The sequence below is a fragment of the Bradyrhizobium sp. WBOS07 genome (assembly GCF_024585165.1).
Classification (GTDB): Bacteria; Pseudomonadota; Alphaproteobacteria; order Rhizobiales; family Xanthobacteraceae; genus Bradyrhizobium; species Bradyrhizobium japonicum_B.
Genome location: NZ_CP029008.1, coordinates 3,965,609 through 3,986,347, shown reverse-complemented (window position 1 = coordinate 3,986,347; position 20,739 = coordinate 3,965,609). Strand labels below are relative to the sequence as shown.

General features: G+C 64.0%; 24 protein-coding genes. 8 read left to right on the top strand and 16 right to left on the bottom strand.

Translation table 11 applies throughout. The annotated features are described in order from the left end of the window. The 5 genes from DCM79_RS19085 to xoxF5 all read right to left on the bottom strand — a co-directional run bounded on the left by DCM79_RS19085 (position 1) and on the right by xoxF5 (position 5,252). A complete protein-coding gene (locus DCM79_RS19085) occupies positions 1-453 on the bottom strand; it encodes a (2Fe-2S)-binding protein (RefSeq protein ID WP_028137805.1) in 453 nt (150 codons plus the stop codon). A gap of 624 nt (positions 454-1,077) precedes the next feature. Continuing rightward, entirely contained in the window at positions 1,078-1,641 is a 564-nt protein-coding gene (gfa, locus tag DCM79_RS19080) for an S-(hydroxymethyl)glutathione synthase (protein ID WP_028137804.1), read from the bottom strand. 32 nt (positions 1,642-1,673) lie between these two features. After that, positions 1,674-2,783 carry an S-(hydroxymethyl)glutathione dehydrogenase/class III alcohol dehydrogenase gene (locus tag DCM79_RS19075; protein WP_257175810.1) on the bottom strand — a complete coding sequence of 370 codons (1,110 nt, stop codon included), beginning with the start codon at positions 2,781-2,783 and terminating at the stop codon, positions 1,674-1,676. Between the two features lie 60 nt (positions 2,784-2,843). Beyond that, complete coding sequence (locus DCM79_RS19070; RefSeq protein ID WP_257180794.1) at positions 2,844-3,335, bottom strand: c-type cytochrome, methanol metabolism-related; 492 nt, start codon at positions 3,333-3,335, stop codon at positions 2,844-2,846. A 111-nt stretch (positions 3,336-3,446) separates the two neighbouring features. Continuing rightward, positions 3,447-5,252 (bottom strand): lanthanide-dependent methanol dehydrogenase XoxF5, encoded by a 1,806-nt coding sequence (gene xoxF5 / locus DCM79_RS19065; RefSeq protein WP_257180793.1) that lies wholly within the window; start codon positions 5,250-5,252, stop codon positions 3,447-3,449. Positions 5,253-5,764: 512 nt separating this feature from the next. Between xoxF5 and DCM79_RS19060 the strand changes: the two genes are divergently transcribed. Next, positions 5,765-6,733, top strand: a complete 969-nt coding sequence (locus tag DCM79_RS19060) for a helix-turn-helix domain-containing protein (RefSeq protein WP_126255566.1) — start codon at positions 5,765-5,767, stop codon at positions 6,731-6,733. 57 nt (positions 6,734-6,790) lie between these two features. Here DCM79_RS19060 and DCM79_RS19055 read toward each other — a convergent pair whose 3' ends face one another. The 5 genes from DCM79_RS19055 to DCM79_RS19035 form a co-directional block, all read right to left on the bottom strand. Further along, on the bottom strand, positions 6,791-7,216 hold the full coding sequence (locus tag DCM79_RS19055; protein WP_257175809.1) for a hypothetical protein: 426 nt from the start codon (positions 7,214-7,216) through the stop codon (positions 6,791-6,793). A gap of 116 nt (positions 7,217-7,332) precedes the next feature. Further along, a complete protein-coding gene (locus DCM79_RS19050) occupies positions 7,333-8,334 on the bottom strand; it encodes a tripartite tricarboxylate transporter substrate binding protein (protein ID WP_257175808.1) in 1,002 nt (333 codons plus the stop codon). 255 nt (positions 8,335-8,589) lie between these two features. Further along, complete coding sequence (locus tag DCM79_RS19045) at positions 8,590-9,519, bottom strand: ABC transporter substrate-binding protein (RefSeq protein ID WP_257175807.1); 930 nt, start codon at positions 9,517-9,519, stop codon at positions 8,590-8,592. Further along, entirely contained in the window at positions 9,516-9,872 is a 357-nt protein-coding gene (locus DCM79_RS19040; protein WP_028137796.1) for a cytochrome c, read from the bottom strand. Before DCM79_RS19040 ends, DCM79_RS19045 begins: the two co-directional genes overlap by 4 nt. An 11-nt stretch (positions 9,873-9,883) precedes the next feature. After that, positions 9,884-11,548 carry a methanol/ethanol family PQQ-dependent dehydrogenase gene (locus tag DCM79_RS19035; protein WP_028137795.1) on the bottom strand — a complete coding sequence of 555 codons (1,665 nt, stop codon included), beginning with the start codon at positions 11,546-11,548 and terminating at the stop codon, positions 9,884-9,886. Positions 11,549-11,879: 331 nt separating this feature from the next. Here DCM79_RS19035 and DCM79_RS19030 point away from each other — a divergent pair, with 331 nt between their 5' ends. From DCM79_RS19030 to DCM79_RS19010, 5 genes are all read left to right on the top strand, one after another. Next, positions 11,880-12,272, top strand: a complete 393-nt coding sequence (locus tag DCM79_RS19030; protein WP_257175806.1) for an EF-hand domain-containing protein — start codon at positions 11,880-11,882, stop codon at positions 12,270-12,272. 127 nt (positions 12,273-12,399) lie between these two features. Continuing rightward, positions 12,400-12,738: a hypothetical protein gene (locus DCM79_RS19025; RefSeq protein WP_028137793.1), complete on the top strand. Its 339-nt coding sequence runs from the start codon at positions 12,400-12,402 to the stop codon at positions 12,736-12,738. Between the two features lie 227 nt (positions 12,739-12,965). Beyond that, positions 12,966-13,046, top strand: a complete 81-nt coding sequence (pqqA, locus tag DCM79_RS19020) for a pyrroloquinoline quinone precursor peptide PqqA (protein WP_008562446.1) — start codon at positions 12,966-12,968, stop codon at positions 13,044-13,046. A 24-nt stretch (positions 13,047-13,070) separates the two neighbouring features. Next, on the top strand, positions 13,071-13,976 hold the full coding sequence (locus tag DCM79_RS19015) for a hypothetical protein (protein ID WP_257175805.1): 906 nt from the start codon (positions 13,071-13,073) through the stop codon (positions 13,974-13,976). A 222-nt stretch (positions 13,977-14,198) separates the two neighbouring features. Then, entirely contained in the window at positions 14,199-14,408 is a 210-nt protein-coding gene (locus DCM79_RS19010; protein ID WP_028137791.1) for a hypothetical protein, read from the top strand. Positions 14,409-14,417: 9 nt separating this feature from the next. On the opposite strand, the gene DCM79_RS19005 is transcribed toward DCM79_RS19010, so the two are convergent. The 4 genes from DCM79_RS19005 to DCM79_RS18990 are packed head-to-tail and all read right to left on the bottom strand — an operon-like array spanning position 14,418 to position 17,186. Continuing rightward, positions 14,418-14,771: a hypothetical protein gene (locus DCM79_RS19005; RefSeq protein ID WP_257175804.1), complete on the bottom strand. Its 354-nt coding sequence runs from the start codon at positions 14,769-14,771 to the stop codon at positions 14,418-14,420. Positions 14,772-14,814: 43 nt separating this feature from the next. After that, a complete protein-coding gene (locus DCM79_RS19000) occupies positions 14,815-15,525 on the bottom strand; it encodes an ABC transporter ATP-binding protein (protein WP_028137789.1) in 711 nt (236 codons plus the stop codon). Further along, on the bottom strand, positions 15,515-16,252 hold the full coding sequence (locus DCM79_RS18995; RefSeq protein WP_257175803.1) for an ABC transporter permease: 738 nt from the start codon (positions 16,250-16,252) through the stop codon (positions 15,515-15,517). Before DCM79_RS18995 ends, DCM79_RS19000 begins: the two co-directional genes overlap by 11 nt. Position 16,253: 1 nt before the next feature. Beyond that, a complete protein-coding gene (locus DCM79_RS18990; protein ID WP_257180791.1) occupies positions 16,254-17,186 on the bottom strand; it encodes an ABC transporter substrate-binding protein in 933 nt (310 codons plus the stop codon). Positions 17,187-17,357: 171 nt separating this feature from the next. On the opposite strand from DCM79_RS18990, the gene DCM79_RS18985 reads away from it, so the two are divergent. Beyond that, entirely contained in the window at positions 17,358-17,717 is a 360-nt protein-coding gene (locus DCM79_RS18985; RefSeq protein WP_257175802.1) for a hypothetical protein, read from the top strand. Between the two features lie 166 nt (positions 17,718-17,883). Here DCM79_RS18985 and DCM79_RS18980 read toward each other — a convergent pair whose 3' ends face one another. Then, the gene (locus DCM79_RS18980) at positions 17,884-18,702 is read right to left on the bottom strand and encodes a quinoprotein dehydrogenase-associated SoxYZ-like carrier (protein WP_257175801.1); all 819 of its coding nucleotides are present in this window, start codon (positions 18,700-18,702) and stop codon (positions 17,884-17,886) included. Positions 18,703-18,782: 80 nt separating this feature from the next. Beyond that, positions 18,783-19,709, bottom strand: coding sequence for a quinoprotein relay system zinc metallohydrolase 2 (locus DCM79_RS18975; protein WP_257175800.1), 927 nt, complete (start codon positions 19,707-19,709; stop codon positions 18,783-18,785). 127 nt (positions 19,710-19,836) lie between these two features. On the opposite strand from DCM79_RS18975, the gene DCM79_RS18970 reads away from it, so the two are divergent. Further along, complete coding sequence (locus DCM79_RS18970) at positions 19,837-20,718, top strand: substrate-binding domain-containing protein (RefSeq protein ID WP_257175799.1); 882 nt, start codon at positions 19,837-19,839, stop codon at positions 20,716-20,718. Positions 20,719-20,739 lie beyond the last annotated feature (21 nt).

The window sequence follows — 20,739 nt, the reverse complement described above, 5'->3', positions numbered from 1 at the left end:
TCACACTCCCGTCGATGCGAGATGGACGGCGTTTTCGATGCGCTGGTAGCAACCGCAGCGGCAGATGTTGCCGGACATCGCCTCGCGGATCTGGTCGTGCGAGGGCTTCGGGTTGTCCATCAGAAGCGCGGCGGCCTGCATTATCTGGCCGGCCTGGCAGAAGCCGCATTGCGGCACGTTGACCTGGCGCCAGGCCTTCTGCACCGGGTGGTCGCCGTTGGGGTGCAATCCCTCGATCGTGGTGACCTCGCGCCCGGCGACGTCGTTCACCGACGTGACGCAGGCCCGCACGGCCTGCTTGTCCACGATGACGGTGCAGGAGCCGCACAGAGCCTGGCCGCAGCTGAACTTGGTGCCGGTCAGCCCGACCTCGTCACGCAGGAACCAGAGTAGCGGGAGATCCGGGTCGCCGTCCCAGCTCTGTTCCTGTCCGTTGATCTTCACCTTGATCATGGTCATCCCTCGCTCTTCATAAGCATGCCAAATTGAAAATTCGCCGACGCCGGTCGGCGCAATGCCAGTTGCATCGCATCCCGGCCCACGATCCCGCACGGGCAGATCCCGGCAGGGGGCAGGAATACGAATCTCGATGTCCGGATGTGGTCGATACCTCCCGTTTGTTCTTGTTTGATTGTATGTCGCGCGGCATCGTGACGGCGCGATCGTAGCAGAGATCGCGCCTGCCCGGCGTTCACAGCCGGGTGTTCTCACCGGGAAAAGACTGCATCGATGATTTGTCAAAAGCAGGGCGCACCGGCGCGCCGCGTGCACGTCGCGTTCGCAAAACGTGACTGCGGCCAAAAAGGCTTCGTCCGCCAGCAAGACTGCACGGACGAAGCAGGATGCCTCAGTCGAGGGAGGGAGAAACGCAGACGCCGGGACTTCGAGACGGAAGTCGGAGGCGCTACGCAGTCATTCAGAGACCAGGACTGAGGGAGCTCGTCACCCTCATGGCCACGTGAGTTGCAGAGGCGGCGGCATCGCCGCGATCGTCCCGGAGCCGGGGCCCGTCCGCTTCGCTGGCGCTGGTCGAGGCCATCGAGCGGACGGGGGCCGGCGAACGTCTAGCGGCCTTGCTCAGGCGGCTTTGGCTTTGGCGACGTGGGTCGCGATCGCGTCCATCAGCGCCGGTGACAGGCAATCATAGGGCTCGAGCCCGATTTCCTTCAACCGCGCACGAATGCCGGACATCTGCTCCGGCTTCACGCCCGATTCGATCACGGAGGAGACGAAGGCGGCGAATTGCGGCGCCTGCGAGCCCTGCTCCTGGAACAGCTCGGGATGGATGAAATCGAGGCCGTAGAACGGGTGGCCCTTGTTCTCGATGCGGCCGTACATGTGGGTGCCGCAGGCCTTGCAGGCGTAGCGCTGGATCACCGCGGAGGGATCGACGATCTGGAGCTTGTCGCCGTTCTCGAGCACGGTGACGTTCTGGCGCGGCACCACGGCGACGACGGAGAATGTCGCGCCTTGCGGCTTCCAGCACTTGGTGCAGCCGCAGGCATGATTGTGGGCGACGTCGCCCTTGATGCCGACCTTGACCGGATGGTCCTTGCATTTGCAGACGAGCGTGCCGCCGGCAAAGCTGCCGCTGCCCTGTTTGAGGCCGTTGTCGATCGAGGGGTGGAGTGCAACAGTCATGGGTCGATCCTCCTTGGGGTGACGGTTTCGGGCTAGAACACGACGACTGAACGGATGGATTTGCCCTCGTGCATGAGGTCAAAGCCCTTGTTGATCTCCTCGAGCTTGAGCACGTGGGTGATCATCGGATCGATCTGGATCTTTCCGTTCATGTACCAGTCGACGATCTTCGGCACGTCGGTGCGGCCGCGCGCGCCGCCGAACGCCGTGCCGCGCCAGTTGCGTCCGGTGACGAGCTGGAACGGGCGGGTGGAGATCTCCTTGCCGGCTTCGGCGACGCCGATGATGATCGAGGTGCCCCAGCCGCGGTGGCAGGCTTCCAACGCCTGCCGCATCACCGTGGTGTTGCCGGTGCAGTCGAAGGTGTAGTCGGCCCCGCCGTCAGTGAGGCCGACGAGGTGCTGGACGATGTCGCCGGTCACCTTCTTCGGGTTGACGAAGTGGGTCATGCCGAACCGCTTGCCCCACTCCTCCTTGGAGTCGTTGATGTCGACCCCGATGATCTTGTCGGCGCCGGCCATCTTGGCGCCCTGGATCACATTGAGGCCGATGCCGCCGAGGCCGAACACGACCACGTTGGCGCCCGGCTCGACTTTCGCGGTGTTGACGACGGCGCCGACGCCGGTGGTGACGCCGCAGCCGATGTAGCAGCTTTTGTCGAACGGGGCGTCCTCGCGGATCTTGGCGACCGCAATCTCGGGCAGCACGGTGAAGTTCGAGAACGTCGAGCAGCCCATATAGTGGTAGATCGGCTTACCCTTGTAGGAGAAACGGCTGGTGCCGTCGGGCATCACGCCCTTGCCCTGCGTCGCGCGGATCGCGGTGCAGAGATTGGTCTTCTGGCTGAGGCAGCTTTTGCACTGCCGGCATTCCGGCGTGTAGAGCGGAATGACGTGATCGCCCGGCTTCACCGAGGTCACGCCGGGACCGATCTCGCGGATGATGCCCGCGCCCTCATGCCCCAGGATCGACGGGAAGATTCCCTCGCTGTCGAAGCCGTCGAGCGTATAGGCGTCGGTATGGCAGATGCCCGTCGCCTTGATCTCGACCAGGACCTCGCCGGTCTTCGGGCCTTCCAGGTCGACCTCGACGATCTCGAGCGGCTTCTTGGCTTCGAAAGCGACGGCGGCACGTGTCTTCATCGGTAGCTCCTCAAATTCTCATAAGACGCCAGGAAGTGGTCTTGGCAGTCCTCGTAGCGTTCACTTCTTGCCCATACAGGCGTCTTCCGCCTTGGTGTAGGCCTCTGTCTTCTCCTCCTTCTTGGAAGGACGCTGCCGGCCCCATGCTTCGGTGGAGCGGGCGCGGAGATAGACGTAGAGATCGTCCATGTAGCAGGCGACATTCGGATTGTCGCCGAAGGCCGGCATGACGTTCTCCTGTGCGGTCGAGACGTTCTTGCGACCGGAGGCCACCACGCCGAGGAAGTCGCCGTAGCTCATCGTCTTGACGGAATCCTTGAGCGCGGGCGCGTAGGTGGAGCCCATGCCGTCAGGCCCATGGCAGACGTGGCAGTCGGAGTGATAGCGGCGGTAACCGGAATAGGTGAACCAGTCCACGGTGCCGTCGGCCGAAATCTTGTAGGTCGGTGTTCCCTCTTTATCGAGCCACTTGCCGTCGTCTTCCTTCTTCACCGCGGCCGGATCGCCCGGACCGTCCGCGACCGCAATTCCTCCGGACGCAACCAAGATCATCGCAGCAATGACAGAGCAGATTTTACGCAAGAGATTATCCTCGAAGGAGCCCCGGGGGGAGACGAGCCGGCGCGTGGAGCTGATCCACGCGCCGGAGCGATGCTGATGGGCCTAGTTCGGCAGCGCGAACACGGTCAGCGTACCGCCGAGTGCCGTGTAGTTGCTGAGGGCCGCGTAGCCGCCGACTGCGCCGAGACCTGCGGTCGGATCGGTCAGACCTGCCGCCAGACCGATGCCGGCCCAGCCGCCGACGCCGGAGAGCACTGCGACATACTGCTTGCCGCCGTTCTCATAGGTGGTCACGTTGCCGATGATGCCGGAGGGAGTCTTGAACTTGTAGAGCTCCTTGCCGGTCTTGGCGTCGACCGCCTTCAGGTAGCCTTCGAGCGTGCCGTAGAACACCACGCCGCCGGCGGTTGCGAGCGCACCCGACCAGACCGAGAACTGCTCCTTGTTCGACCAGACGATCTTGCCGGTCTTGTTGTCCCAGGCGATGAAGTTGCCCATGTGGGTTTCACCCGGGGGCGGGTACATCGAGAGCGTCGCGCCCACATAGGGCTGGCCCGCGGTGTAGCTCACCTTGAACGGCTCGTAGTCCATGCAGACGTGGTTGGTGGGAACGTAGAACAGCTGCGTGTCCGGCGAGTAGGCCGCCGGCTGCTCGTCCTTGGTACCGAGCGCGGCCGGGCAAATGCCCTTCGTGTTCTTGTCCTCTCCGCCCGCTTCCGTCGAATACTGGGTGACCACCTTCGGACGGCCGTAGGTCGGGGAGTTCTTGTCCATGTCGACGCCGGAGGTCCAGTTCACCTTCGGATCGTACTTTTCGGCGACCAGCAGCTCGCCGGTCACGCGGTCCATGGTGTAGGCGAGGCCGTTGCGGTCGAAATGCGTCAGCAGCTTGCGCGGCTGGCCATTGATCGACTGATCCGAGAGGATCATCTCGTTGACGCCGTCATAGTCCCATTCGTCATGGGGCGTCATCTGGTAGACCCACTTGGCGACGCCGGTATCGGCGTTGCGAGCCCAGACGGTCATCGACCATTTGTTGTCGCCGGGACGCTGCTTCGGGTTCCAGGTCGAGGGATTGCCCGACCCGTAATAGATCAGGTTCAGCTCGGGATCGTAGGAGATCCAGCCCCAGGTGGCGCCGCCGCCGATCTTCCACTGATCGCCTTGCCAGGTCTTGAGGCTCGAGTCCTTGCCGACGGGCTTACCGAGCGCGGTGGTCTTCTCGGGGTCCACCAGGATCTGGTCGTCCGGACCTTCCGAATATCCGCGCCAGACCAGCTTGCCGGTCTTGATGTCGTAGGCGGTCATGTGGGCCTGAACGCCGAACTCGCCGCCGGAAATGCCGACCATCACCTTGTCTTTCACGACCAGCGGTGCCGATGTGCCGGTCTCGCCCTTGCCGGGATCGCCGTTCTTGACGCTCCATGCGACCTGACCGGTCTTGGCATCGAGCGCGACGAGCGTGGTATCGGCCTGATGCAGGAAGATCTTGCCGTCGCCATAGGCCACGCCACGGTTGACCGTGTCGCAGCACATCACGGGAATCACGTTCGGATCCTGCTTCGGCTCGTACTTCCAGACGATCTTGTTCTCCTGCGAAAGGTCAATGGCGTAGACCTTGTTCGGGAACGGTGTATGGACGTACATGATGTTGCCGATGATCAGCGGGCCGCCTTCGTGGCCGCGCAGCACGCCGGTGGAGAAGGTCCAGGCCACCTGGAGCTTGCCCACGTTCTGTGCGTTGATCTGGTTGAGCTTGGAGTATCGCGTGTTGGCGTAGTCGCCGGCCGGCATTACCCAGTCTTTCGGGTTCTGCGACATCTTCATCAGCGCGTCATTGGCTGAGGCGCTCCCGACGGCGAGAGCCGCCGCGGAGCCAAGAAAGGTCGCCAGTAGCACCTTGCGCATAGTCATTCCTCCGTTGGTCTCGTTATTTTTCCGAAGCAATATTGATTCACCGGACGTCTCGTCCGGCGTCTGCTCGTGCAGGGCGGTCACGATCGGGACCAGAAACGATGCTGTGCTGTTTCCTCCTCCTGATGAGAGCCACGGGTCCGCGTGCAGGAGCGGCCCGTTCTTGTTGTTCCTGCCGCAATCCCTAACGACTTCGTCATCGGGAAACTTGCCCAAGAGAGAACCCGCTTTGCTCGACAGCGCACGGAGGAAAAGATTTTGATTTTGCAGTAGCGAATTCAGCGGCTTCCGTGCGGCATGGAGGCGCTTTCAACGCTCAGGTTCCCCTTGACGGCGGTGCAACTAAGGCGGAGGATTAACTTTCAAGGGTGGCAATGGAACGATGGCGCTCGTGCCAAGAGACCGCTCAAATTCGAGGTAAACGTCACGCAATCACGGCTGAGGGCTTCAGCAAGCACTGGTCGCGATTCGCGTCGAATCTCCGGATCAAAACAGTGGCTGGATTAATGTCCGACACCATTCACACGCTCTCGACGACCGGTATGACGCCGAAGCGCCAGATCCAGAGCTGGATCGACGGGCTGACGAGCCTGTGTGGGCATTTCGACGTCGATCCGCTGGAGGCGTCCTCGCTCGAAGGCCGCATCGACTACACGAGCGTCTCGCGCCTGAAGCTCTGCCAGATCGAGGTGAGCCAGCATCGTATCGCGCACACGCTGGCGCGCGCCAAGGCCAATGAGCATCCCTACATCAAGATTCACTTCCAGACCTACGGCGTGTCTTATTTCGAGCAGGAAGGCCGCCACATCGAGATCAACCCCGGCGACATCATCGCCTATGACGTCTCCTGCCCGCATTCGATCATCAGCCCGGCCTTCACGCGTCACGACGTGGTGATCGTGCCGAAGGCGCTGCTGCGCGACCGCGGATTTCCCTCGCAGCGGATGCCGGCGTGCAAGTTGTCGGCGAAGACGGGCACGGGGCGGATCGCCCACGATTTCGTCCATGCGACCTTCGACGAGGCTGCCAAGCTGTCGGCGAACAGCGCGGTCGGCGTCGCCGATTCGCTGATCGACCTGCTGCTGCTGCCGCTGCGCGAAGCCGACACGATGTTCGACCGGGTCGGGCCCGAAGCGATGTATGTGCGCGCGCAGTTCTTCATCCGCGAGCATCTGCGCGATCCGGATCTGTGTATCGACCAGATCTCCGCCGAGCTCGGCTGCTCCAAGCGCTATCTGCACATGCTGTTCTCGGAGCGCGGCACCACGGTGAGCGACTACATCTGGCAGGCGCGGTTGCAGAACTGCCGCCAGGAACTCGAGGCTCATGCCGGCAAGACCATCACCGATGTCGCGTTCTCCTGGGGCTTCTCCAGCTCGTCGCATTTCAGCCGCGTGTTCCGGAAATATTTCGGCGTGGTGCCGTCCTCGATCCACAAGGCGCAGCAGAGCGCGGCAAACTCGAACGAGCATTAGATCAGACGCTGCCGAAGCCTCTGCCGCGATCAATTCGCTCGATGGACCAAATCTTGCTTACGCCGACGCGGAAATGTAGGGAATGCTGGCCAGGAGAGCGGCAAGCAGCACGGCGTTGCAGAGCATTCCGCTCCAATGCAGCCTCCGCAGCCGCACCGCGGCACCGGTATCGCCAGCTTCGCTGGCGCTGAGCTGTTCGTCCATCCGCTGCAAGAACCAGCCGCGGCCGCCGATCGCGACAGCTGCAAGCAGGCCGATGCCGATCGCGGCGAGCGGACGACCATCGAGCAGCAAAGCCACCGTCGCAATGAGTCCCGCAACGCGCATCACCAGAAAATGGGCGTTGAACATTCCGCGCAGCAGCAAACCGACCGGCCGGATGTCGAGCTTCACCAGCAGGAAGGCGGGCGAGGCAAGCGTGAAATAGCTCATCGGAAACAGCAGGATGATCAAAACGGCGACGGCGACTGCATCCGGTGTCATGCGCTCGGCCCTTGTTGTCCGCAAAGACGCGCAATCATAGCGGCAGAATGCGTGTCCGGCACTGGACTTTGGTCGAGCCCCGGGCCGCGAAGACCGACCGGCGCCTGACCTTCTGATCAGGCCGGCTCGAGGCCGAGCGATTTTGCGCTCTCGATCCAGATCGGCAACTCGCGCTGGTACAGTGCATTGGTCTCCTTGAAGCCGATGGCAGGCTCGAGCACGAAGGTGGTGAGAACCTCTTTCACTTTTGGATCGTTGTTGGCGGCGACGCAGAGCTCGGCGAGGCGGTCGACCACCGGCGCTGGCGTTGCCTTCGGCACGGCCCAGCCGGTGAAGCCGCTGACGGTGAAGAATTTCGACGTCGCGCCCTGCTCGGGAAGGGTCTTGATGGTCGGGATCGCCTCGACCTTCTTCGAATGCACCGCGAACACGGTGCCGCGGTCGCTTTGCAGGACCGACTGGGCCGCCGTGTAGCTTCCCATCGCGACATCGAGCGTGCCTTCGAGCATCCCGGTCCACATCGGGGCCTCGCCGCGGTAATGGATCGGCTCGATGTTGAGACCGTACTGCTTGTTGAGCTCGTTGATCGTCATGTGCGGGGCCGAGCCCGCGCTGTAGGTGCCGAAATTCACCTTGCCGCTCTTGCGCGCGAAGGCGACGAAATCCTCCAGAGTCTTGACCCCGGTCTTCGGGTTGGCCACCAGCAACAGGCCGGCGCCCGGAATGACGCTGACGAGGGTCAGATCCTTGTCCATGTCGTAGCCGGGATTCTTCATCACCACCCGGTTCATGATGTAGGTGGTCGAGATCGAGCACAGGATGGTGTGGCCGTCGGGCTCGGCGCGGGCGACCTCCGCCGTGCCGATCGCACCGGAAGCGCCGGGCTTGTTCTCGACGACCACGGTCTTGCCGACCTGCTTGGAGATGAATTCGCCGTAGGCGCGCGCGAGCAGGTCGGTCTGCCCGCCGGCGGGATAGCTGCAGATCATGCGAATCTGCCGCGACGGCCAAGGGCCTTGTGATGCAGCCTGCGCCGCGGCGCCGCGCGAGACGAACGGCATCGCGAATGCGCCGGCTCCGGCGGCGATGAAGTGGCGGCGATGGATTTTCTTGGACATGATTCTCTCCCGGTTCCGGGCAGGGTACTGCACCGGGCTGACGCTGCCACGGGCGTCAGGCGAGACAGATTGGCGCATTCGCCACACTTCCCGTTCGCGACGTCAGAGCAGATTCGTGCCCCGGACGCGGCGCAGCGCGACTTCCGCGGTGCGCTGCAGAGCCGGGGCCCATTCAGCAGCGAGTTGCGTGGCCTGCTGGGTCCCGGCTCGGCGGAGCGTCACTGCGTGCCGCACCGCGTCCGGGACACGAGAGACTCACCGCTGGATGATCTTGGTCCAGACGTCGCCCAGAATGGCGGGCTCGCGCGGTGGTAGATAGGTGAGGCCGGCCTGCCTGCCGAATTCGGCGATCCTGCCCTCGGCCGCGAGGGCGCTCAGCGCCTTGTTGACGGCCTCGATCAGCGCGCCATCGCTGGCAAGCCCGACATAGCCGCGATTGGCGCCGATCGGATAGTAATAGCCGGACGCCGCGAGCGCCGTATCGGGGTGCGCGGCGCGGTGGGCGTCGAAGCGCGCAAGGTCGATCAGCGTCGCGTCATGGTCGCCGCGCTGCAGCGCGCCGAGGAGATCGTCGCGGCCGGGGACGAGATGGGTGATGCTGTCGATCAGCCGCCCCTTGTCGAAGGTCATCAGGATGGCGTCGCCGAGCGAGCCGCTTTCGACGACCAGGCGAAGCCCGGCGAGATCGCCGATGTCTCCGATCGTGCGGCCGCTTGCCTTCGGCCCGAGCACCACCGTCATCGGCGAATACACGTAAGGCTGGCTCGGCGCGAGCACGCCGACGGCGACGCGGCGCCGCCGGTCGTCGCGCGTGGCCCCGGCGAAGCCCGGCAGGCGCGCCGTCTTCATTCCGGGGGCAACCAGCGAATCCCGGGTCAGCGCGTAGCCGCCGACCAGCGAGCAGCGCCCATCCGAGAGCAGCGCATTGGCCTCGAGCTGGGGACTCGAATCCTCGTCCAGCTTGCTCTCGAACCACTGGATCGCCAGCTTCCGTCCGAGCCGCTCGGCCACCGCCTGCGCCAGCAGCACGTCGAAGCCGGCATCCGGCTGGCCGCGGCGATGCAGCGAGAGCGGCGGTCGGTCCTCGTCGAGACAGATCCTCAGGGGATCGTCGGCCGCAGGCGCGGCCGACGCCATCGTCGAAAGCAGCGCAGCAACGCTCCATGCAACGGCCCGGCTCCTCATGGCTTTCTCCGGCTGGACACGAACGCCCAGAGATTCCCGATCTCGTCGTCGGAGAGAATGTCGCCCCAAGGCGGCATCTTGTTGTTCTTGCCGTTCTTCACCGTGGTGACGAAGCGCGTCTTGTCGTCGGGAATGGCGCGCAGGTCCGGCGTGATGGTGCCGGAATTCATCAGGTTGGGGCCGTGGCAGTGCGAGCATTTCGAGGCATAGGTCGACTTGCCGTGGTCGATTTGGGCCTGCAGTGGATTGCCGTTCGCGTCGTCCGCGGCACGAACGGTCGCCGCAAGCGCGACCGTCAGCACCGCGACGGTGGCGAGGCTCGCCACCGTCTTGTGAAGCATTTCTCTCAGCATCGTACCTGTGTTTATTGCTTGACCGCGAAGACCCACAGCGAGCCGCCGGGCGGCACCTTGGCAAGCCGCTCGTCACCGGAGAACAGCGAGTAGACGCCGCCGTAGCCGCTGGTCACCGCGACATATTGCACGCCATCCTGCTGCCAGGTGACCGGCTGTCCCTCGATGCCGGACCCGGTCTGGAACTGCCAGAGCTTCTTGCCGGTGTCGGCGTCGAAGGCCTCGAACTCGCCGGTCAGGGCGCCCGAGAACACGACGCCGCCCGCGGTCGACAGCACGCCCGAGAAGCGCGGAATGTCGCTCGGCGCTTCCCATTTCGACTTGCCGGTCATGGGGTCGATGGCCTTGAGGTGACCGCGCGGTCCGTCCCCGAACTCCCAGGGATCGCTCAGGTCCATGCCGAGATACCATTCACCCTGCTTGAAGGTGACGGGCTCGGCCTTGTATTTGCCGCCGAAGTTCAGCGTGTTGGCGTAGGCAAGGCCGGTCTGCGGATTGAACGACATCGGCTCCCAGTTCTTGCCGCCGAGGATCGACGGATAGACCGTCACCTTCTTGCCCTCGCGCGCATCCTTGGCGACGTCGGTTTCGACCGGACGGCCCGTCTTCATGTCGACGCCGGTCGCCCAGTTCACCTTCACGTAGGGATTGGCCGCGAGCAGCTTGCCGTTGGTGCGGTCGAGCACGTAGAAGAAGCCGTTGCGGTTGGCATTCATCAGCACCTTGGCCGGCTTGCCCTCGACGTTCATGTCGGCGAGGACCATCTCGGCGACCGCGTCGTAGTCGAACGGATTGTTCGGCGAGAACTGGTAGTGCCACTTGATCTTGCCGGTCTTGGGATCCATCGCCAGCACGGAGCAGGTATAAAGATTGTCGCCCGGCCGTACCGCCGCGTTGAACGGGCCGGGATTGCCGGTGCCCCAATAGACGGTCTTCAACTCGGGATCGTATGAGCCCGTAATCCAGGTCGAGCCGCCGCCGAGCTTCCAGGTGTCGCCCTTCCAGGTGTCGCCGCCGGGCTCGTCTGGCGAAGGAATCGAGTGAGTGCGCCAGAGGTGCTTGCCGGTCGCCGGGTCCCATCCATCGATGAAGCCGCGCGTGCCGAACTCGGCGCCTGAGACGCCCGTGATGACGACACCCTCGGCGACCAGCGGGGCGATGGTCATCGAATAGCCTTCCTTGATGTCAGCCGCCTTCTGCCGCCACAGCTCCTTGCCGTTCTTGGCGTCAATGGCGACCACGTGGGCATCGAGCGTGGTACGGAACAGCTTGCCCTCGTGAATCGCGACGCCGCGGTTGATGATGCCGCAGCAGACGATGCGGGGCGTCTCGGCCGGATATTCGATCTTGCTCTTCCAGATCTGCTTGCCGCTCTTGGCATCGACCGCCATGGTGGCGTTGTGCGTGGTCACGTAGATGACGCCCTGATAGACGATGGGCTGCGATTCCTCGCTACGATCGTCGTTGAAGCTGTAATTCCAGATCGGGACGAGGTTCTTGACCGTATCCTTGTTGATCTGGTTCAGCGTCGAGAAGCGCTGAAGATGGTAGCCCATCCCGTAATTGAGAACATTCGATGTGTCGGTCGCGCCCTTGACCAACTGCTCGGTGGTCTGTGCACTTGCACACGTCGACGCAAGCATGACGAGGCCCGCGGCCATCGCAAAGCGTTTCATCCGTTCCTCCCAATATGCGCGCCTTTTGACGCTGCAAGTACAAATCTCCGCCCGAATGCAAAACGCGTCAATACGAAAGTCGTAAGTGTGGTGCCGATATCGTTGGACGCCCGCGCCGGTCACTTCATGAAAACCGGTGGACTTGTGCAGAGACGCTGGGAAAATTCCGCGCCACGAAGCGGCTCCGATCCAGGGCGGTCTGGCTGAGCCGCAGGGTTTCCGTGAGTTGTAGCACGCACAAGTTGTAATTCAGGACTTGAACCGGACCCGCTCGCGGACTTATCTCGTTGCTGGCCCGTCCCGCACCGGGGCTCTTGGTCTGGAGGTCTTGATGATTTCGCGTCTCTCAGTTGCACTTGCGCTCTCGCTTGCATTGTTGTCCGGTCCGGCGTGGTCGGCCTCCGGCAATGCGGTCAAATTGTTCGATACCGACAACGACGGCACGCTCGATCTGGCGGAGGTCAAGAAGGTGGCGGCCGGATTGTTCGCAAAGCTCGATCCGGATCGCGACGGCACGCTCGATGCCCGCGAATTGCGCGGACGGTTGACTGCGAAACAACTCGCCGCTGCCGATCCCGACCGCGACGGGACACTGATGCTCGACGAGTACCTGTCCGTGGTCGAGCAGCGCTTCAATGCGGCCAATCCCGACAAGGATGGAACGCTGGATGCGAAAGAGCTGAACTCGCGCGCCGGCCGTGCGCTGTTGCGATTGATGCGCTGAGCGGGCAATCGGAACAACGTGACGAAGGCGGCTTTTGCGAGCCGGCACTGGGAACATCAGGCAGCTCGGTCTGTTCTCTCCGCGATATCCCGCCCGGCGCCGGGGCCGCGCGGCGGGAGAAGAGGAGATGCAGATGACCACGAAACGTACCGTTCTTGCCGCCTGCGCGATCCTGACCTTGAGCGCCGGCCTCGCCGTCGCCGGACCGTGCAACACGGGCAGTGCCAGCACCAATAAGGATGCTGGCTCTGGTCCGGTCACCGTTGGCGCAGCGCAATCGCACTCGTCCGGTTCAGCCGGCGATTCCAGCCAGCACCCGCCGACCAGCACGATGAATCGTGCAAGCGGCGAAACGCCGGCCTCATCCGAAGATGCGCAGCGGCAAATGCAGAGCGAGCCGACGGCGGCTCAGCGGGCCGACGGTGCCAAGCCGAGCGGCTCGGCAATGGCCGGCAAAGACTGCTGACGGCGCGGTGTCGTTCGTGTCGATTCGACGCGCGGTGCGTCGCACAGCCGGCGCCTCCGCAGGTCGTGCTTGACCAAGAGCGAACTGGCTTTGTCCGAGAGAGAAATGCAGCCGCGAAGAATCGACACAGACGCGCTCGGCAGACGAATCGAGGCTTGAACTGCATCTGGCGCAGCCCTAGGTTTTGCGCCGCGCGATGTCGCGCTCAATACCTTGGGAGACCCCGAATGGCTTGGAAAGCTCCGAAGATCGTGGAAGTGCCGGTCGGCATGGAAATCAACATGTACGCCTGCGCTTCGCGCAAGTAAGACTGACGACCTGCCGCGGCTTCGATGGCAAACGCCGTCGAAGCCGTGGTAGTGTCGAACATGCGCGCGAGAGCCAACAGCTTCTGGACGATTGCTGCCTGCGCGGTCGTGCTTCTGCCGGAATGCGTCAGCGCCGAGGATGGCTTCGATACCGAGCACATCTTCGGTTTCATGATCGGCACCGATATCGGCAATCCCGGCGAGCGCGAATTCCAGAGCCAGACCACGGGGCGCTTCGGCAGGGGCGGCGGTACGTATCGCGCCCTCGAGCAGGAATTCGAGATCGAGGTCGTGCCGTTGCCGAACGTCCGCATCGAGGTCGGCGGCACCGCGAGCTTGTATGACATCACCGGCGTTCCCGATATCGACGACCGCCGCCAGTTCAATTTCCAGGGCGCCTCGCTCGATCTGCGCTACCGCCTGCTCGACCGCGCGCGTGCGCCGTTCGGCCTCACCATCGCCGGAGAGCTCCATGGCGACCGGATCGACGAGACCAGCGGCGCGAAAGGGCGGATGTACGGCACGGAATTCACGCTGGCGTTCGACCGCGAGCTCGTTCCCAACTTCGCCATCGGCGCTCTCAACCTGATCTATCAGCCGGAATGGGCGCGCTTCGAGGTGGCGGGCGTGTCCGAGAAGAGCTCGACGATCGGGGCGGCGTTGGCTGGCCTGGTGCGTGTGCGGCCCAATGTGCTGCTCGGCGGGGAGCTGCGCTACTTCCGGCAATATGACGGCATCGGCCTTGGCGAGCTTTCGGGCCAGGCCCTGTTCGTCGGCCCGACCGCTTATTTCCAATTGTCCAACCGCTCACGCCTGACCATGAGCTGGAGCACGCAGGCCTGGGGACGCCCGGCCGGCTCGGGCGGAAATCTCGACCTCGTCAATTTCGAGCGCCATCAGGCCCGGATGGTGTTCGGGGTGAATTTCTAGCGAAGACGGTCGTGTCCCGGGCATCCACGTTCCTTGTACCGCGCGGCAAGGCGTGGATGCCCGGGACAAGCCCGGCCATGATGACGGAAGCTTCGGCGTTCTGCCTCATGTCAGGGAGACGAGAAGCGGTTCCCGCCCCATTCCCCTGCAAAGTGAAACTTCCCCCTCCGCGGAACGTATCCTTTCGTGCTAATCTCCATCGCCCCGTGAGAGGATTCCGGCATGAACGCGATTGACCTGGTGGTGACTGTGTGTGCGGTGCTCTCGCCTGCGACCTGCGAGGAGCAGCATCTGTTGTTCAACTATTCGGGGTCGCCTCGTCAATGCATGATGGCCGCGCCGCCCTATATCGCGCAATGGGTCGGTGAGCATCCGAAGTGGCAGGCGGTGCGCTGGCGCTGCGAATACCCGCACCCGAACGACAAGGCGTGAGGCGTCTCGCTACTTGGTGCAGTCCTTCAAATCCTTGTCGGCGATCGAGAACACTGCGTCGGCCCTGATCTCGATGTCGCGGACCACGCATTGACGTCCGTTGGGATAGCCGACCTTGGCATCGTAGCGGCCGGGCTCGACACCGGCGATGCGTAGCCGCTCGTCGTGGTCGACCTCCTTGTCCTTGTCGTTCAGGCACTGGTTCGGACCCCAATCGGTCTTGCCGGCCGGTGAGAGCTGGAATCCGGAGATCGTCTCCGTCGTCAGGTTCCAGAGCCTGATGCCCTTGCCCTTGGCCTGCGCCAGTGCGGCGTTCGGCACCGCAACCAGGAGGAGGCCGATCGCAATCAGCGTGCGCCGCATGGGTGAATCTCCCTCGATATGTCGGTCCAGTTGACCCGCGTTCTCATTTCGATTCAAGCGGCAAGGCCGCAAGCTCGGCCCTGATGCGGCCGAGATCGGCTTCGCTGCGCATCGCGCGCGGAATGGCGATCGGCACCTCCTGCACGATATGCGCGGGGCGCGGCGACAAGACCAGCAGGCGGTCGCCGAGCCGGATCGCATCGTCGAGACTATGGGTCACGAGCAGCGTCATCACCGGACGCCGCGCCACCAGCATTGCGATCTCGTCGCGCAACCGGCCGGCGAGGGCGTCGTCGAGCGAGGCGAGGGGTTCGTCGAGCACCAGCAGGTCGGGCTCGACCGCGAAAGCGCGGGCGAGTGCGACGCGCCGGGCAAGGCCGAGCGACAACTCGCCGGGAAAGTGGCTGCGATGCGCCTCCAGCTCCAGAATCCTGAACAGCTCCGACAGCTTCGCCTCGGTCACATCAGGGGCCGCCAGCCGCACATTCTGCTCGACCGAACGCCACGGCAGCAGCCGGGGCTCCTGGAACACCATTCCGATCCGCGCCTGCGGCGGCCGCGCGATATGGCCCCTGAAATCGTCATCGAGCCCGAGGATGATGCGCAGCATCGTGCTCTTGCCGCAGCCGGACGGACCGATGAGCACGCCGACCTCGCCGGGGCAAAGCGCGAACTTGAGCGGCGCGAGCACCTCGTGGGTCCCGCCCGCGGCACTCGTGAACGTCTTGCCCGTGATGTCGACCTCAAGCCGCACGTGGCCGCCACCGGGTTGTGCGGGCTTCGAACGGCTGCACCAGCAAGGTTTCGATCACGAGCACGACCGCGGCGAATGTCAGCGAATAGGCCAGCAGCCGCGGCGTGTCGAACAGCTGGAAGGCGACGCCGATCTCGAAACCGACGCCGTTCGGACGTCCGAGCAGCTCGGCGACCAGCACGATCTTCCACACCAGCGACAGCCCGGAACGGGCGGCGGCCGCGATATAGGGCGCAAGTTGCGGCAGCACGACATGGCGGAATGCGCGCCAGCGCGGCATCGCGAACACGCTCGCCATCTCGTCGAGCGAGCGGTCGAGCGCGCGGGTGCCCTCGCGCAAGGTGACGACGGCGGTCGGCAGCTTGTTGATGGCGATCGCCGCGATCGCGGCGGTCTCGGTCAGGCCGGCCCAGATATAGGCCAGCACGATCACGACCAGTGCGGGCAGGTTGAGCAGCAGGATCAGCCAGGGATCGCCGAGCCGGTCGGCGAGCCTGACCCGTCCCATCAGGTAGCCGATGGCGCTGCCGAGCGACATCGCCAGCACGAAGGCGAGCGCGACGCGCGCCAGCGTGGCGCCGAGATGCAGGAACAGCGCGCCGGATGAGGCTTCCGCAATCATCACCTCGAGCACCGCCGGCGGGGACGGCAGCTTCGCGCCGCCGACGAACAGCGCGGCAATCCACCAGGTCGCGAGGAGCAGGGCGAAGGAGAGAAGACGCAGCACCTCAGTCTCCGGGCACGGCGTGGTAGAACGTGCCGGGATCGAGCTCGGCCGCGGGGCCGACGAGATCTCGGCCACCGACCTCGGCCAGCACGCGATACAGCACGCGCGCGTCCTGTTCCTCCTCGGCGATGCTCCGGCGTGGAATACCGTCGCGATAGCGCTCGCGATAGGTCTTGAGCAGGGTGACATCGCTCGTGCCGGTCAGCGGCGCGATCTTGTCCCAGGCCGCATCCGAGCTGACCAGCAATTGCTTGGCCTTGCGGGTCATGGCGATGAAGCGCGCCACGGCGTCGCGATGGCTCGCGGCCCAATTCTCGTCGAAGACGTAACCGACCGCGGAGACGGCGCCCTTGGCGCCCAGCTTCGGTAGAATGTCTTCGATGCCGGCGAGGCGCCTGAAACCCTTGGCTTCGAGCTGGGCACAGAAATTCCAGAAGTTGAGGCTGGCCTCCATCTCGCCGTCGAGCGCCTTGGCTGCGAGCAGGGGCGGGGCGCCATAGACGACGGTCGCCTCAGACTTCAGGTCGATGCCGTCCTGCTTCATGCGCGCCTGCAGCAGCAGCCAGCTCTTGTCGATTGCTCCGCCCGCGACAGCGAGCTTGCGGCCCTTCAAGTCGGCAAGCGACTTGATCGGCGATGACGCCGGCACCATCACCGCGCCGAGCGCACTGGAGTAGGGATAGAAAGTGAGCTTGGCACCGAGCGCTCGCTCGCGCGACACCCACAGCCAGTCCGACAGGATGATGTCGGCGCTGCCTGCGCGCATTGCGATCTTGCCGGCCTCGGTGCTCGCGAGCTCGGTGACCTCCAGCGTGAGGCCCGCTTCCTTGTCGAGCCCGCTGGCGCGGATCGCGGCCAGCTCCCAGGAGAACGTTCCGGTTTTCTGCACTGCAAGGCGGATGGTCTCCGCGGCGCGGCCGGGTGCGGCCAGCATCAGCGCCAGCGTCGCCGCGACCGCCAACGGTCGACCAAGTGCCCTTATCAGGCCAAGTGCCCTTATCAGCCCAAGTGCTCTCATCACCTTGTGAGCCGTTTCCTCTGACAGAGTGCTTTTCAGGACAATACGCATAGCATAGCTTTGGTCGCAACCAGCGGGAGGATGCGCATGAAACTGGCCGGACAGCTACGACCGATTGTCGCCGCATTGACGGTGCTGGCGGCGACGTCGTGCGTGGCGCAGGCCGAGGACGTCAATGATTATCCCACGTCGGCGCGCGCGGAGTACGTCTATGGCTGCATGAAGGCCAATGGCGAGAGCCGGCAATCGATCGAGCAATGTTCCTGCTCGATCGACGTGGTGGCCTCAATCATCCCCTATGAGCGCTATGTGACCGCGGAGACCGCGCTCAGCATGTCGCAGGTGCGAGGCAATCTCGGCGTCCAGTTCCGCACATCGGAGCAGGCCAACACGGCAATGAACGATCTGCGGCGGGCGCAGGCGGAAGCCGAAGTGCGGTGCTTCTGAAGATTTCTTCCTTCTCCCCTTGTGGGAGAAGGTGGCGCGAAGCGTCGGATGAGGGGTATCTCTCCGCGAGCTCATGTGTGGAGAGATACCCCTCACCCGTCTCGCCGCTGCGCGGCGATCCACCCTCTCCCACAAGGGGAGAGGGAATCAGAGCAAGCGTCACGAACTAAGTCCCCGGCTTCTCGACATCCCACTCGTTGCGGAACACGTGTCCCTCCGTGTCCCTGGCTTCCGCGCGGAAACGCTTGGCGCCGTTGGAGACGTAGGTGAAGCGCAGATTGGGATCTTCCGAGATCGAGATGCCGCCTTCCATCGACAGCACGGGGCTGTCGTCCTGCGTCAGCTTCAGCTGGTTGATGAAGAAGGCGGGAATATAGAGCTGCGTGACCTGGTCCATCTGCAGGCCGGAATTGTTGGGATGGCCGATCATGATCTGCGCTTCGCGGACGCGGCTCGCCGGCGCTTCCTCGCGCGCGAACTGCCGGTAGCGCATCTTGCCGAGCCGGCTGTTGGCTTCCTCGACATTCTTTCCCGCCGGCGCCGAGCAGCCCCCGGAGGCTTTTACGTAGACCTTCGAGACATAGAGCTGGCCGTCGCTGAGCTCGGCCACCGCGTGGACGTCGGTGTAATTGTTGACACGCACGCGCGTCGAGATCTCGGTGACATTGGCATCGGCGCCGAGCTCGAACTTCGCCGCCATCGGCGCCGGGTTACGGTCGATCACGAGCGTGATCGAACGGATCCGTCGGCTGTCTGCGGGCGACAGCTTGCTGCGCAGGGTCACCGGCACGATCGCCGCGTCCTCGGCGCGATACGGCATCTCGATGCCGATGACGGCGCTGCCGTCATTCATCGGACGGCCATTGAAGATGTCCTGCACCAGGCCCGGCCAGGGATCGTAGGCTTCTTCGGCCTGCACCGGCATGGCAAAGGCGATGCCGAGCAGTGCGGCGATCAGGGGCAGGCGGCGTGTGCATCCCGTCATGGTCATGGTCCTCTGAGACAGCGAAGCCGATCTCGTCCCCGGATGTCAGCGAAGCCGATCTGCTTATGTTAGCGCGCCGGCTACTCCCATTCAATTTCCGAGAATGCTGCAGTTGCGTTCCGGGCGTTGTAATCGCCGAACAGCTCCCAGCGCGGTCGCTCCTCGGCAGCCGCCTTGTCGGCGGCGGCCCGGATCGGCTCGCCTTTCTTGTTCGAGGCGCGGACGTCGGACAGCAGCGTTGACAGGTAACGCCGTTCGTCGGCCAGCGCGGCGGGCCAGTCGCTCACGGGGCCGTGACCGGGAACGACACGCTGCGCCGGAATCGCCTCCAGCTCCTTCAACGTGTCGAGCCAGCCGCGGATGCTGCCGTCCATGACCGGAATGTGGCGGAGAAAGACGAGGTCGCCTGCAAACAGGGTCCTGGTCGTCTCGTCGTACACGGTGACGTCGTTGTCGCTATGTCCGGCCCGCCAGCCACGCAAGGTTAGGCGACGTGACCCGAGATCGAGCGTCATCGTGTCCGAAACCAGGAGGGTGGGAGCAATGATCCTCACGGGATCGATCAGCTCGCTACCCATGATGCGGCGAAAATTGTCGAGATAGTGAGGCCCGCGCGTCGCGAGCGCCTGGGGCAGCTTGCCATGGCCGACGAAGCTTGCGCCTGTGGTGGCGAAGGCCGCGTTACCGAAGACGTGGTCGGGGTGGCCGTGGGTGTTGATGACATAGCGGATCGGCTTGGGCGTACGGGCCCGCACCGCCGCCAGCAGGGCCTCGCCTTCGCGCACGCTGCCGCCGGTGTCGATGACAGCCACGCCATCATCGCCCACGATGAAGCCGACATTGGCAATGTCGCCCTCGTTCTCACGGCTCATCAGGGCAATGGCCCCGGAGTGTACGAAGATTCCCGGCGCGACTTCGCTCACAGGCAATTCGGCCGCCCCGGCCCGTGCTAGCGTTGCTGTCCCCAGCAGGGACAAGGCTGCGATCACTCGAGCGATGCGAGACACTTTTCCGCCTCAGTTCAAAGGATGGCCTGCATTGCACTGCAACAAAGGAAACCCAGCAGGGTCTGGCAAAACATGGCGCGTCATGCGTTGCATGGATAGCATTCAAACAAAACGAGGAGGAAGCGCGATGACGGAGGCCGGACGACATCGTCGCTGGTTGTTTTCACTGTGGGTCCTGGTTGCGTCCTGCGCGCTCGGCGATGTCGCCGTTGCGCAGACCAATGACAGCGGCGACCTCTCGTTCGAGCTGGTCGATCCGAACGTGCTGCGCGTCTGTGCCGATCCACGCAATCTGCCGTTCTCGAATGAAAAGGGCGAGGGGTTCGAGAACAAGCTGGCCGAGCTGTTTGCGGACAGGCTCAAGAAGAAGCTCGACTATGTCTTCTTCCCGCAAGCCACGGGCTTCGTGCGGATGACGTTGGGCGCGCATCGCTGCGACGTCATCATGGGCTTTCCGCAGGGCGATGACGTCGTGCAAGGCACCAATCCCTATTATCGCACCACCTATGCGCTGGTCGCCAAGACCGGCAGCGGACTCGACGGCGTCGATACGCTGGAGGATCCGAAGTTGAAGGGCAAGCATGTCGGCATCGTCGCCGGCACCCCGCCGGCGACCAACATGGCCATCGCCGGCCTGATGAGCAATGCGAAACCCTATCCGCTGATGGTCGACACGCGCTACGATAATTCGGCGCAGGCCATGATCGACGACCTCGCGGCCGGCAAGATCGACGCCGGCGTGCTGTGGGGGCCGATGGCCGGCTACTACGCGAAGAAGGTCGGATCGCTTCATGTCACGCCGCTGGTGAAGGAGACCACGGGGCCGAAGCTGGTCTACCGCATCGGAATGGGCGTGCGTCCCGCCGACCAGAACTGGAAACGGCAGCTCAACAAGCTGATCCAGGAGAACCAGGGCGAGATCAACAAGATCCTGCTCGACTTCGGCGTTCCGCTGCTCGACGAAAGCGATCGGCCGCTCAATGCGGAGACGGCCAAGAAAACACCGTAAGGCAAACGCCGTGAGGCAGAC

Coding starts and splice junctions, on each gene's coding strand:
- DCM79_RS18970 (WP_257175799.1), top strand. CDS start 19,837: ATGACGGAGGCCGGACGACATCGTCGCTGGTTGTTTTCACTGTGGGTC.
- DCM79_RS19010 (WP_028137791.1), top strand. CDS start 14,199: ATGAACGCGATTGACCTGGTGGTGACTGTGTGTGCGGTGCTCTCGCCT.
- pqqA (WP_008562446.1), top strand. CDS start 12,966: ATGGCTTGGAAAGCTCCGAAGATCGTGGAAGTGCCGGTCGGCATGGAA.
- DCM79_RS18985 (WP_257175802.1), top strand. CDS start 17,358: ATGAAACTGGCCGGACAGCTACGACCGATTGTCGCCGCATTGACGGTG.
- DCM79_RS19050 (WP_257175808.1), bottom strand. CDS start 8,334: ATGTCCAAGAAAATCCATCGCCGCCACTTCATCGCCGCCGGAGCCGGC.
- DCM79_RS19025 (WP_028137793.1), top strand. CDS start 12,400: ATGCAGATGACCACGAAACGTACCGTTCTTGCCGCCTGCGCGATCCTG.
- DCM79_RS19055 (WP_257175809.1), bottom strand. CDS start 7,216: ATGACACCGGATGCAGTCGCCGTCGCCGTTTTGATCATCCTGCTGTTT.
- xoxF5 (WP_257180793.1), bottom strand. CDS start 5,252: ATGCGCAAGGTGCTACTGGCGACCTTTCTTGGCTCCGCGGCGGCTCTC.
- DCM79_RS19005 (WP_257175804.1), bottom strand. CDS start 14,771: ATGCGGCGCACGCTGATTGCGATCGGCCTCCTCCTGGTTGCGGTGCCG.
- DCM79_RS19015 (WP_257175805.1), top strand. CDS start 13,071: ATGGCAAACGCCGTCGAAGCCGTGGTAGTGTCGAACATGCGCGCGAGA.
- DCM79_RS19035 (WP_028137795.1), bottom strand. CDS start 11,548: ATGAAACGCTTTGCGATGGCCGCGGGCCTCGTCATGCTTGCGTCGACG.
- DCM79_RS19075 (WP_257175810.1), bottom strand. CDS start 2,783: ATGAAGACACGTGCCGCCGTCGCTTTCGAAGCCAAGAAGCCGCTCGAG.
- gfa (WP_028137804.1), bottom strand. CDS start 1,641: ATGACTGTTGCACTCCACCCCTCGATCGACAACGGCCTCAAACAGGGC.
- DCM79_RS19045 (WP_257175807.1), bottom strand. CDS start 9,519: ATGAGGAGCCGGGCCGTTGCATGGAGCGTTGCTGCGCTGCTTTCGACG.
- DCM79_RS19085 (WP_028137805.1), bottom strand. CDS start 453: ATGATCAAGGTGAAGATCAACGGACAGGAACAGAGCTGGGACGGCGAC.
- DCM79_RS19060 (WP_126255566.1), top strand. CDS start 5,765: ATGTCCGACACCATTCACACGCTCTCGACGACCGGTATGACGCCGAAG.
- DCM79_RS19040 (WP_028137796.1), bottom strand. CDS start 9,872: ATGCTGAGAGAAATGCTTCACAAGACGGTGGCGAGCCTCGCCACCGTC.
- DCM79_RS19070 (WP_257180794.1), bottom strand. CDS start 3,335: ATGATCTTGGTTGCGTCCGGAGGAATTGCGGTCGCGGACGGTCCGGGC.
- DCM79_RS18990 (WP_257180791.1), bottom strand. CDS start 17,186: ATGCTGGCCGCACCCGGCCGCGCCGCGGAGACCATCCGCCTTGCAGTG.
- DCM79_RS19030 (WP_257175806.1), top strand. CDS start 11,880: ATGATTTCGCGTCTCTCAGTTGCACTTGCGCTCTCGCTTGCATTGTTG.
- DCM79_RS18980 (WP_257175801.1), bottom strand. CDS start 18,702: ATGACGGGATGCACACGCCGCCTGCCCCTGATCGCCGCACTGCTCGGC.